General features: G+C 72.5%; 12 protein-coding genes. All 12 read left to right on the top strand.

What is annotated here, in order from left to right; all coding sequences use genetic code 11:
* Positions 1-28: 28 nt before the first annotated feature.
* Genes ABZ919_RS34670 through ABZ919_RS34615 form a run of 12 tightly spaced genes read left to right on the top strand, consistent with a single transcriptional unit; the run spans position 29 to position 11,590 of the window.
* The gene (locus tag ABZ919_RS34670) at positions 29-307 is read left to right on the top strand and encodes a phosphopantetheine-binding protein (protein WP_361255951.1); all 279 of its coding nucleotides are present in this window, start codon (positions 29-31) and stop codon (positions 305-307) included.
* Positions 304-1,398, top strand: a complete 1,095-nt coding sequence (locus ABZ919_RS34665; RefSeq protein ID WP_361255948.1) for an acyl carrier protein — start codon at positions 304-306, stop codon at positions 1,396-1,398. The genes ABZ919_RS34670 and ABZ919_RS34665 overlap by 4 nt, the downstream gene beginning before the upstream one ends.
* Before the next feature lie 31 nt (positions 1,399-1,429).
* The gene (locus ABZ919_RS34660; RefSeq protein WP_361255945.1) at positions 1,430-1,684 is read left to right on the top strand and encodes an acyl carrier protein; all 255 of its coding nucleotides are present in this window, start codon (positions 1,430-1,432) and stop codon (positions 1,682-1,684) included.
* On the top strand, positions 1,681-2,874 hold the full coding sequence (locus tag ABZ919_RS34655; protein WP_361255942.1) for an acyl-CoA dehydrogenase family protein: 1,194 nt from the start codon (positions 1,681-1,683) through the stop codon (positions 2,872-2,874). Before ABZ919_RS34660 ends, ABZ919_RS34655 begins: the two co-directional genes overlap by 4 nt.
* A complete protein-coding gene (locus ABZ919_RS34650; protein ID WP_361255939.1) occupies positions 2,867-3,952 on the top strand; it encodes an acyl-CoA dehydrogenase in 1,086 nt (361 codons plus the stop codon). Before ABZ919_RS34655 ends, ABZ919_RS34650 begins: the two co-directional genes overlap by 8 nt.
* On the top strand, positions 3,949-4,638 hold the full coding sequence (locus tag ABZ919_RS34645) for a 4'-phosphopantetheinyl transferase superfamily protein (protein WP_361255936.1): 690 nt from the start codon (positions 3,949-3,951) through the stop codon (positions 4,636-4,638). The genes ABZ919_RS34650 and ABZ919_RS34645 overlap by 4 nt, the downstream gene beginning before the upstream one ends.
* On the top strand, positions 4,635-5,555 hold the full coding sequence (locus ABZ919_RS34640) for a hypothetical protein (RefSeq protein ID WP_361255933.1): 921 nt from the start codon (positions 4,635-4,637) through the stop codon (positions 5,553-5,555). Before ABZ919_RS34645 ends, ABZ919_RS34640 begins: the two co-directional genes overlap by 4 nt.
* A complete protein-coding gene (locus ABZ919_RS34635) occupies positions 5,552-7,093 on the top strand; it encodes an amino acid adenylation domain-containing protein (protein ID WP_361255930.1) in 1,542 nt (513 codons plus the stop codon). The genes ABZ919_RS34640 and ABZ919_RS34635 overlap by 4 nt, the downstream gene beginning before the upstream one ends.
* A 16-nt stretch (positions 7,094-7,109) precedes the next feature.
* Complete coding sequence (locus tag ABZ919_RS34630) at positions 7,110-8,603, top strand: AMP-binding protein (RefSeq protein ID WP_361255928.1); 1,494 nt, start codon at positions 7,110-7,112, stop codon at positions 8,601-8,603.
* A complete protein-coding gene (locus ABZ919_RS34625; RefSeq protein WP_361255926.1) occupies positions 8,600-9,853 on the top strand; it encodes a type III PLP-dependent enzyme in 1,254 nt (417 codons plus the stop codon). Before ABZ919_RS34630 ends, ABZ919_RS34625 begins: the two co-directional genes overlap by 4 nt.
* Positions 9,846-10,319, top strand: a complete 474-nt coding sequence (locus tag ABZ919_RS34620; protein WP_361255924.1) for a cobalamin-dependent protein — start codon at positions 9,846-9,848, stop codon at positions 10,317-10,319. The genes ABZ919_RS34625 and ABZ919_RS34620 overlap by 8 nt, the downstream gene beginning before the upstream one ends.
* The gene (locus ABZ919_RS34615) at positions 10,316-11,590 is read left to right on the top strand and encodes a methylaspartate mutase (RefSeq protein WP_361255921.1); all 1,275 of its coding nucleotides are present in this window, start codon (positions 10,316-10,318) and stop codon (positions 11,588-11,590) included. The genes ABZ919_RS34620 and ABZ919_RS34615 overlap by 4 nt, the downstream gene beginning before the upstream one ends.
* Positions 11,591-11,794: the final 204 nt, after the last annotated feature.

Genomic DNA, 11,794 nt, shown 5'->3' with positions numbered 1-11,794 from the left:
GAACACACGACGGAAGGTCAACCCAGAAGTGAATCCCGACCGGGACAGCATCGCCGAGGCCGTCAAGCGCGTGATCGCCGCCGAGGCCGGACCCGGCCTGCGGCCGTCCGCGCTGTCCGAGGACGAGCCGCTCGGCGGCGAGCTGCTGCGGATCTCCTCCATGCGCCTGCTGGGCATCCTCAGCAGGCTCGAGGACGAACTCGACACCCCGCTGCCCGACGACCTGTTCGCCGGCCGCTCCTACGAGACCGTCCGCGACCTCGTCGACCTGGCCGTCGACGGCGCCGAAGGGAGCCCGGTCCGGTGACCCCCTTCCCCGCCCACGCCCAGCACCTGGACTGTCTTCAGGCCAACCTCGCCCTGCTCGCCGACCGGCACCACGGCACGGGCACGCACACCCGCCTGGGCGGCGTGCTGCGCTGCGCGCCGCGCCCGCTGGCCCACGGGCCCCTGGTCGGCCTGCTCACCGTCGAACCGACCCTCGACCAGCAGCTCACCGACGCCACGGCCCTGCTCGGCCTGGACGTCACCGACCGCCGCCCGCCCGCCCCGGGCGAGGTGCCGGACACCGCCGACGGCCCGCTGTATGTCGTCGCCGACGCCTACCACCTGCCCTGGGTGCCCTACCACGGGACCAAACATGTGGAGCACAGCTTCCTCGTGGACGACGACGGCGGCGACACCGTCGTGATCAGCGACGCCTACCACAACGACACCCAGTGGGGCAGCGCCCGCCCCCGTCAACTGCCCTATCGGCGCGAGGACTTCGCCGCGCTGCTCAAGGCGTTGCCGGACGGCGCCGAGACCGTGCGGTTCACACCCCGTCCGCTCGGCGCACCGCCCCGGCCCCGCCACGAGTCCGGTCCGCCGCCGGAGTACCTGCGCGGCTATCGCGAGCACCCGGACCGGCGGGCGGCACTGGAGGCCTTCACGCTGGAGACCTGGCTGCTCGCCCGCGCCCGCCGACTGCACGCCGCCTGTCTGGAGGAACAGCGGGGCGCTGCGCTGCCGGAGCCGGTGCGGGAGCATCTTCAGCGGTGGGACGGTCTCGTCGAGCACGCCTACCTCGCCTTCCGCCGCGTGGATCGTGGCCGGGCCGAGCCGCCGGGCCTGTTCGAGCGCGCAGCCGAGGCGCTTGCGGGGGACTCCGTGGCGTTCGGGGCCGGCGCCACCGTGCGCGAGGTCGTCGCCTCCGTTCTCCAGATCGCTGAAAAGGACCTGGCAGAACAAGATCTGACGCTCCATCCGGAATTCAACTCGATCCGGATGGTGGAAGTCGTGGAGATCCTCGAAGAACGGTTCGCCGTGGAGTTCGACCCGGCCGACCTGGTGCCCGAGAACCTGCAGAGCGTCGCGGGACTGTGCGCACTGCTGAACCGCGCACTCGACCATGCATAGAACACAGTCACCTCGAAGGGAAAGCTCTTCCGTGGACGCCCGATTTACCGAGATGCTCAGGCCTTTTCTGCCCTTCCTCGGCGACCAGCCCATCACGGCCGACACCCCGCTGCGCGAGCTAGGACTGGACTCCATGCAGGCCATCGAGCTGATGTTCACGCTGGAGGACACCTTCGGGGTGCAACTGCCCGACGACGTCCTCACCGAGGACACCTTCGCCACCGCGGGCAGCCTGTGGAACGCGGCCGTCGCCGCGATGCCCGCCGGCACGGCGGACTCGATATGAGGGGCTTCGACCGCACCGGCTTCGACGCACAAGCCACCGCGGACGCCGTCCGCGGAGTGTGCGAGACGGCCGAGAAGTACGCCGCGTCCCGCGACGAGGCCGCCGAGTTCCCCGTCGAGGCCCTGGCGGAGATGCGCCGGAGCGGACTGCTCGGCCTGATGGTGCCCACCGCCCACGGCGGGATGGGCGGCGGGGTGGACGACGTCCTGGACGCCGGCATCGCCCTCGGTCGCGTCGACATGTCCGTCGCCATGATCTTCACCATGCACTGCCAGCAGGTCGCCGGCATCGTCCGGCACGCAGCCCCCCGGCTCGCCGCGGAACTCCTCCCGGAGATCGCCGCGGGACGCCTCTACCTGGCCTCCGTCACCACGGAGGCCGGCAAGGGCGGTCACCTGCTCACCTCCGCGGCCGAACTCGCCACGGAAGCGGACCGGCTGGTCATCGACCGGGTCGCACCGATCGTCACCGGCGGCGCCCACGCCGACGGCTTCCTGATCACCATGCTCAGCCCCACGGCACGCTCCCCGCACGAGGTCTCCCTCGTCTACGCCCACCGCGACCAGCTGGACATCGACGTCTCCGGCGACTGGGACCCGCTCGGCATGCGCGCCAGCCACAGCGTCGCCCTGAAGCTCACCGGCCAGGTACCCGGCCACCAGGTCGTCGGCGAGCACGGCCAGTTCCGCAAGGTCGTCCTGGACACCTTCGGTCCCCTGGCCCACCTCGGCTGGGCCGCGAGCTGGCTGGGCACCGCCGCCGGCGCCCTGTCCCGGGTGCTGCACACCCTGCGCAGCCCGTCCGGCCGCAAGAGCGCCAACCTCGACTCCGAGCTGCTGCTGACCCGGCTCTCCCGCGCCCGGCAGCGGCTGGACACCGTGCATGCCCTGCTCCGGCACACCGCCGCCACCCTCTCCGGGGCGGCCGACGACGGTGACGACCTCTCCCGCCCCAAGTACCAGCTGCTGGTCAACGCCCTCAAGATCACCGCGTCCGAGGAGTGCCACCGCACCATCGAGGACCTGGTCGACGCCGTCGGTCTGCGCCACGGCTACCTCAAGAGCTCGCCCACCGGACTCGAACGCGCCCTGCGCGACCTCAGGTCCGCCGCGCTCAACTACAGCAACGACCGCCTCCACCTCGCCGACGGCAGGCTCGCCCTGCTCGATGCGGAGGTGCGCCTTGCCTGACCGGCCCCTCGGGCTGCACGACGGCGACACGGCCGCGATCCTCTCGGGCCTGGCCGCCTCCGGCACGCTCACCGAGCTCTACGGCAAGGAGCCGGCCGGCCGTCTTGATCCGCTGCTGCTGCGCCGCATCCTCACCGAGGCCGACGCACACGGTGCGACCGGCACCGTCCTCGCGCTGCTCGTCCAACTCGCCAACGTGACACCGCTGCTCGCCGAGGCGGCCGACAGCCCCGTCACCTCACGCATCCTGCGCGCGGCCCTCGACGGAGGCGAACTGCTCGCCCTCGCGGCCACCGACACGGCCTCGCCGGGCTCCGACCTCGCCGCCCTCGGCACCACCGTTGACCTCTCCCACGGCGACGGGGGCATCCTTCTCGACGGCGGCAAGCGCTGGGTCACCTCCGCCCTGACCGCCGGCCACGCCCTGGTCCTGGCCCGGCACCGCTCCGGCCGCCACTTCACCAGCTTCACCTGGGTCCTGGTTCCGTTGACCGCCCCCGGAGTGACGGTACGAGCGGCCGACACCGACCTCTTCGACGGCGCGGGCCTCGGTCACCTCCACTTCGACTCCGTGCGTCTGTCCCGCGAGTACGTCCTTGGCCGCCCCGGCCGGGGGCTGGCCCTGTTCGCCCGGCACGTGACCGTGGAACGCCTGGCCTCCGCGGCCTGGGCGGTGGCGCTGTGCCGCAGGGTCGTAGCCGGCACGGCCCAGCGGCTCGCCACCCGGTCCGTAGAGGGCGTGCCCCTGCGCCGGTCGCCGTCCGTGCGCCAGCGGCTCGCGGACTGTGCCGTACGTCTCAGCGCTCTGGACGCGCTGTGGACCCAGTCCGCCGACCGCATCGCGCAGCACCACGACGCCACCGCCGCCGCCTCGCTCAAGGCGCTGTCCGGCATGACCGTGGAACACATCCTCACCGAGTGCGCCCGGCTGCAGGGAGCCGACGGCTTCGACCGCGGCGGAGTGCAGCGGCTGCGCGCCGAGGCGGCGGTGTTCGGCATCGGCGGCGGCGCCACCGAAGTCGTCCTCGACACCGTCGCCGAACGCCTCGACCAGGTCCTGAGCGGGCTGACGCCATGACCGCCCCCGCCGCCGACGTCGCCGGGACCCGCCTGCACACCGAGGCGGCTCCCGGCGTCTGGGTCACCGTGGAACCGATCGGCACCCCTGCCGACGAGCCGGCCGGGCTCACCCCGCAGGACCTGGCCGGCGCCGAGCACCTGCCCGACTGGCGCGCTCGCGAACACCTCGCCGCGCGCCGGGCCCTGCGCAAGTTGCTGGCCGCCCACTTCCCCCAGGCCCGGCAGGCACCCGTCGCCTACACCGACCGGGGTGCGCCCCGCCTCGTAGACCGGCCCGACATCGGCATCAGCGTCAGCCACGACGGCGATACCGTCGCCGCCTGCGCCGCCCTCGACCACGCCGTCGGCGTCGACCTCCAGCACCCGCCGGACACCGTGTCCGACGCGATGCTGCGCCGCTGCGCCAAGACCCACACCGAGCGGCTCGCCCGTCTGCCCATGGCCGCGCGGGCACGGGAGTTCGCCTGGCTGTGGACCGTACGCGAGGCCATCGTCAAGGCCGACGGCACCGGTCTCGCGGGCGGTCTGTGGACGGCCGACGTCGCCCCGTACACCCGGCGGGGTGCCTGGGGCCACCACCGGTGGGTGAGCCTGCGCGAGCAGTCGCCGATCCCGCTCAGCTGCGCCTACACGCCGCTTTCCGTACCGACCTCCCGCCGAACGCCCCCTGGAGAACGACAGTGACTGAGCCTCCGGCCGAGCTGAGCTGCTACACCGCGAGCCTGGTGGCCTACCTGGAACCCCGTGTCCCCGACATCCGGGACCGGCTCGCTGCCGCCGTCCGCCTGCGCGTGCGCACCGATCCGCCTGACGGCGGGCTGGCGTTCTCCCACCACACCCGCGTCGACATCGACGACCAGGGCCGCGGACTCGTCTACCGCGGTGCCGACGACTGGGCCGTCGCCCGCCTCGCGCTCGATGCCGAACTGTCCCGGCACGGCGCCGTGCTCGCTGTCGCCAACACCCGCCACATCCGCTGGTCCCCGTCGTACGGCGGCGCGGAGACCTCGCACTGGGTGGTGCTCCGCGGGCACGCCGACGGCAAGTGGCAGGTACGCGACGACTTCGACGCCCTCACTCCCCACGGCTCTCAGACCGCGTACCAAGGCATCCTCGACGACGTCGAACTCCACGACATCCTCAGGCCGTTGTCCGCTACGACCGCCCAGGCCGTCAGCCGGGACCGCCACGCCCTAGGTGAGGTCACCGAGTTGGCGCCGTACACCGGCTACCGCTGGCTCGAGCTCACCGACGCGCCGGACACGGCCGCCCCCGAAGGCACCTGGGTGGAGGGGCCGCTGCCCGCGCTGCGGCATGTGGCCCACACGGTGTGCGCCGACCCCGGCGCACTCGCCCGCTACGCCGACGACATCTGGACCGCCGCCCGTCACCAGCGCTTCCGACTGGCTTCCCGACCCGAGACGGAAGGCGTCGCCGAGGCGTCGGCAGCGTGGGCGACTCTCCCGCAGGCCGTCCGTTTCGGCATCGCCTCCGCCGAGCGAGGGCGGTACCGGGAAGGGGCCGTGCAAAGGTCCTTCGAGCAGGTGATCGGCACCATGGAGCGCCTGGAGAGCGAGCCGCAGGAGGACGCGGGCCGATGACCCACCAGGACTCCCTCTACGGACGGTTCGCCGCGTCGGTCCGCGACCACCCGGACGCCGTGGCGCTCGAACTCGACGGCACCGCCCACACCTACGCCGAACTGGACGCGCTCGCCGCACGCCTGGCCGCCGCCCTGGTCGCCGGCACCGACGGCCCGGCCCCCCGCCGGGTCGGCCTGCTCGCCCTGCGCACCCTGACCGCCTACGCCGGCTATCTCGCCGTACAGCGTCTCGGCGCCACCGTTGTTCCGCTGCACCCCGACTTCCCGCCCGCGCGCACGGCGACGACGACGAAGGCGGCCGCACTGGACTGCGTCCTGGCCGACCCGGACCGCGCGGGCGTCGAGCTGCCGGTACCGGTGCTGACACCCGATGCCACCACACCCGCCCCGGCCCCGCTCACCGCCCCGGGGGCCGCCGGGCCCGACGACATCTGCTACATCCTCTTCACCTCCGGCTCCACCGGCACGCCGAAGGGCGTCCCGATCCGGCACCGCAACGTCACCGCCTACCTGGACCACGTGACCGATCGCTACGGCATCGCTGTCGGCGACCGGCTCTCCCAGACCTTCGACCTCACCTTCGACCTCTCCGTCTTCGACCTGTTCGCGGCCTGGAGCCGCGGCGCCACGGTCGTCGTGCCCGGCCGCGGCGACCTCCTCGCCCCCGCCCGTTTCGTCGCCAGGGAACGCATCACCCACTGGTTCTCCGTGCCGTCGGTGATCTCCCTCGCCCGACGGCTGCGCGGACTGACCCCCGGCAGCATGCCCACGCTGCGCTGGAGCCTGTTCTGCGGCGAGCCGCTGACCACCGCGCAGGCCGAGGCATGGCGGGCGGCTGCCCCCGACAGCGTGCTGGAGAACCTCTACGGCCCGACCGAGCTGACCCTGAGCTGCACCCAGCACCGGCTGACCGACACTCCGGCCGAGAACCTGGCCGCGAACGGCACCGTGCCGATCGGGCGGCTCTACCCCGGCCTGGAACACCTCGTCGTGGACGACGACGGCCGCCCCGCCGACGAGGGCGAGCTGTGCGTCCGGGGCGTCCAGCGCTTCCCCGGCTACCTCGACCCCACCGACAACGCCGGCCGTTTCCTGCGCTACGAACCCGGTGACGACCGTGCCACGGCCGTGGACGCCGTACCGGACCCGGACGACCGGCTCTGGTACCGCACCGGCGACCGGGTGTGCCTCGGCGAGGACGGCCTCACCCACCTCGGCCGCCTCGACGACCAGGTCAAGGTGCGCGGCTACCGCCTGGAGCTCGCCGAGGTGGCGAGCGAACTGCGCGCCCACCCGCACGTGCGCGACGCCGTCGCGCTGACCCTGCCCGGCCCCGGCGGTGAGACGCGCCTCGCGGCCGTCTGCACGGGAGAGGACGTCGAAGCCGCCGACGTCCTCGCCTCCCTGCGCGCCCGCCTGCCCGAATACATGGTCCCCGGCACCCTCACCGTGCTGGCGGACCTGCCGCTGAACACCAACGGAAAGATCGACCGCCGCGCCCTGCGGGACATGCTCACCACCGCTCGCGCACGCTGAAACGGGGGAAACACGCTTGAACGGCCAGACCATCCACTCCCTGTTGGACGCAGCGGCCCAGGAGGCGCCGGACGCCCCGGCGATCCGGGACGCCACCGGCCGCTGGACCTACCGGGAACTGGCCGCGGCCGCCGGGGCGTTCGCCCGCTGGCTGCGCGGCCAGGGCATCGGCCGCGGCGACCGCGTCGTCGTCCAGCTGCCGACCAGCCGGGAACTGGCCGCGATGTTCTACGGCACGTCGCGGGCCGGCGCCGTCTTCGTCCCGCTCAACCCGGCGATGAAGGAGTTCCACCTGCGTTCCGTCCTCGGCAACGCGGAACCGAAACTCGTCCTCACCGACGCCGCCGGCGCCCCGGCGCTGCGCCGCGTCAGCACCGCACCGGTGTACGACATCGCCGATGTACGGCCGGACCTCGCGCCGGACGGCGCGGACCGCGGTGAACCGGAACCGGTCGCGGCCGACGACCTGGCCGTGCTGATCTACACCTCCGGCAGCACCGCCGCCCCGAAGGCGGTCGCGTGCCCCCACGCCCAGGTGAGCTTCGCCTGCCGCGCCCTGACCGAGGTGCTCGGATACCGCCCGGACGACGTGGTCTTCTGCCGTTTCCCCATGTCCTGGGACTACGGCCTGTGCAAGGTCCTGATGACCTGTGTCGCGCGCTGCGAGATCGTCCTCGCCGACGGCGAGTCCGACTTCCGCCTCCTGCAGCGCATGCGGGAGACCGGCGTGACGATCGTGCCGATCGTGCCGTCCCTCGCCACGATGATCGTCCGACTGGCCGGCCGGGACACCCGGCCCGTGCCACCCGTGCGCATGTTCACCAACACCGGCGCCGCCCTGCCCGAGAGCACCATCGACGCCCTGCGCGCCCACTTCCCCGGCGCCCGTGTGGTCCGGCAGTACGGCCAGACCGAGGCCAAGCGCATCACGGTCATGCCGCCCGAGGCCGACCGGGAACGCCCCGGCTCCGTCGGCCTGCCGCTGCCCGGCACCCGCGTGCTCGTCCTCGACGACGACGGCAGCCCGCTGCCCGCCGGTGAGGTGGGGGAGATCGTTGCCGCCGGCCCCCATGTGATGGCCGGCTACTGGCGCAACCCCGAGGACACCGCCCGCTCCTTCCGCCGCGACCCGCGCACCGGGGAGCCACTGCTGTACACCGGCGACTACGGCTGGCTCGACGACGACGGCCACCTCTACTTCCAGGGCCGCCGCGACGACATGTTCAAGCACAAGGGCTTCCGCATGAGCACCGTGGAGATCGAGAGCGCGGCCATGGACATCCCCGGTGTACGGGCCGCCGCCGCGCTGCCGCCCGGCGACGGACACGGGCTCGCCCTGTTCGTCGAGAGCGACCTCGACGCCCACCAGGTCACTGCCGAACTCACCAAGCGCCTCGAACTGCCGAAGGTACCCACCGTCTGCCGTGTCCTGAAGGACTTCCCGCTCACCCTGCACGGCAAGAACGCCCGCCGCGAGCTCGCGGCCCTGCTGAAGGGGGAGGGCGCATGACCGGCCGCACCCGACTGCGCGAACTGGCCGACGCCTACGGCACCCCGCTGTACGTCTACGACCTCGACCGCCTCGATGCCGCCCGGCGCGACCTGTTCGGCTGGCTGCCCGAGGAGTTCGACGTCTTCTACGCCCTCAAGGCCAACCCGCACGTCGACCTCGTCCAGGCCCTGCGCGAGGGCGACGGCCGCGCCTGCCGCGCCGAGATCAGCTCCACCGGCGAACTCGCCGCGGCCCTGCAGGCCGGGCACGACCCCAGGGGCATCCTCTACACCGGGCCCGGCAAGACTCCCGGCGAACTGCACGAGGCGATCGGGCAGGGCGTCCGGCTCTTCTCCGCCGAATCGCTCACCGACCTCGAGCACATCGGCGAGGCCGCGCTGGCCCATGACACGGTCGCCGACTGCCTGCTGCGCATCAACGACGCGACCGCCCGGGCGGCCACCGGCGTCCGGATGACCGGCCGGCCCACCCAGTTCGGCTTCGACAGCGAGACCATCGCCGGCCTCGCGCCGCGGCTGCGCGCGGTGCCGGGCACCTCCCTCGCCGGTCTGCATCTGTTCTCCCAGAGCAACGCCTCCGACGAGGACGCCCTGATCGCCGAGTTCCGGCACACCATCGACGCCGCGGCCCGCATCGAGCGGGAACTCGGCGTGCCCCTGCGCCTGCTCGACATCGGCGGCGGCTTCGCGTCGCCGTACGGGCAGCACGGCGAGCGCACGGCCTACCCCGCCCTGCGCGCCGCGCTCGAAGCCGCCCTCGACGCGCACTTCCCGCGCTGGCGCCAGGGCGCCCCCCGGCTCGCCGTCGAGTCGGGCCGCTACCTGGTCGGCGACTGCGGGACTCTGCTGGCGTCCGTCAGCAACGTCAAGACCGGCCGCGGCCGGACCTTCGTCGTCCTAGACGCCGGCATCAACACCTTCGGCGGACTGTCCGGCCTGGGTCGCATCCTCCCGGTGTCCGTCCGCGTCGACTCCGGCGCCGAGCAGACGCAGCGGGTGACCCTCGCCGGACCGCTGTGCACCCCGGGCGACACCCTCGGCCGGGACGTCGAGGTCCCCGCCGGCATCGGCCCCGGCGACCTCCTCGCCATCCCCAACACCGGAGCCTACGGCCCCACCGCCAGCCTCCTGATGTTCCTGGGCAGGCCCGCCCCGGCCGAGGCCGTGGTCCGCGACGGCGATGTGGTCTCCGTCTCCCGTATCGAACACGTACGGACCTACCGGAAGGCGGAACGGGAACATGACTGACGCGCGCACCGCGGCCAGGCCGACCGTCGTCGTGACGACGATGGCCTCCGACTCCCACACCTGGAACCTGGTTTTCCTCCAACTCCTCCTGGAGGAACTCGGCTACGAGGTCGTCAACCTCGGCCCCTGTGTCCCCGACGACCTGCTGGTCAACCGCTGCGCCGCGCTGCGTCCCGCGTTCGTCGTCGTCAGCAGCGTCAACGGCCACGGCCACCAGGACGGCCTGCGTGTCATCGGGAAGCTCCGCTCCCACCCCGACCTGACCAGTACCCCCGTGGTCATCGGCGGCAAGCTCGGAGTCGACGGCAAGAGCTCCGCCCGCGCCCGGGAGCTGAGGGCGGCCGGCTTCGACGAGGTCTTCGAGGAGGAGCAGGACCCGGCCACCGCCCTGGCCATCTTCGCTGCCTCGCTTCACCAGACCGTGGCGCCGGGCCGTCTCCCGGTCCCACTGCACACTGCCCGATGAGCGAGCGGCAGACCGCGGACTTCGGCGCGTACGTCAGGGCCGAGGCCGAGGCCGGCCGGCTCGTCGTCCAGCCGCGGATGGGATTCGGCGACCCGGCCGTCATGCGCGCCGGGCTCGCCGCCACCCGGGCCGCGGCCGCCCGCACGGTCGGCACGATCACCATCGACGCCCACACCCGGGTGGGTCACCTGGCCGCCGTGGAGAGCGCCCTGCGCGACGGCGTCGCCCTCAACGGCTATCCCCTGGTCACCCACCCGGCGGCGACGACCGCCGGCATACTGGCCGGCATCGAGGGCCCGCACTTCCCTGTTCAGGTGCGCCACGGGTCGGCGGATCCCGTAGACATCTTCCAGGCCATGCTCGCCGTACGTCTGGGCGCCACCGAGGGCGGGCCGGTCTCCTACTGCCTGCCCTACGGCCGCACGCCGCTGGCGGAGTCCGTCCTCAACTGGGAACGCGGCTGTGAGCTGCTCACCCGGCTCCGCGACACCGGTGTGGAGCCGCATCTGGAGACCTTCGGCGGCTGCATGCTCGGGCAGCTGTGCCCGCCCGGCCAGCTCGTGGCCATCAGCGTGCTGGAGGCCCTCTTCTTCGTCCAGCACGGCATCCGCAGCATCTCCGTCAGCTACGCGCAGCAGACTCACCCGGGCCAGGACCGCGAGGCGATCGCGGCGCTGCGGCGGCTGTGCGGGGAACTGCTGCGGGTGTCCGACTGGCACGTCGTCGTCTACGCGTACATGGGCCTGTACCCGCAGACGCACGACGGCGCCTACCGCCTGCTCGGCCAGGCGGCCGAGCTCGCCGTCGAGGGCGGTGCGCAGCGGCTGATAGTCAAGACGGCCGCGGAATCACAGCGCATCCCGAGCATCGAGGTGAACGTCCGCGCCCTGGAGTACGCGGCCTGGGCGGCCCGGCGGGCGACACGAGTCCCGGTCGACGCCGCCGTCGGCTCCGCGACCTACGACGAGGCATCGGCACTGGTCAACGCCGTTCTGGAGCTCGACCCGGATGTGGGCCGCGCTCTGCTGCTGGCGTTCCGCAAGGGCTACCTCGACATCCCGTACTGCCTGCACCCGGACAACAAGGGACAGACCCGCAGTTATATCGACGGCGACGGACGTCTGTGCTGGGAGGCAACGGGCGCGCTGCCGGTCGACGCTCCACGACGTTCCCGCGGCCGGCGCTCCACCTCGGCGGATCTCCTTGGCGATCTTTCATATATACGCCGCAAATATGATGAACCGGCCGGGGGTGCCCTGACGGCAAGGTAAGAATCTGACGAGAGCATTGCCCACTCATGGGGGAACAAACTCTCCTAATACCAGGCAACTGGGCGCGGTTATTGCACGGACGTGCGCCCTCACTCTCATGTGTGACAGTGAGCACACCGATCAGGTAAAGACCTCATCAAATAGTTTGTGATACGGTTCACGAGAACCCCGGAGAGAACCGAAGGGCCGCAGTGCGACGGTCCG

It is taken from the genome of Streptomyces sp. NPDC046759, assembly GCF_040645475.1.
Taxonomy (GTDB): domain Bacteria; phylum Actinomycetota; class Actinomycetes; order Streptomycetales; family Streptomycetaceae; genus Streptomyces.
The sequence above is the reverse complement of the archived record's forward strand: the minus strand, read 5'-3'. Positions and strand labels throughout refer to the sequence as shown.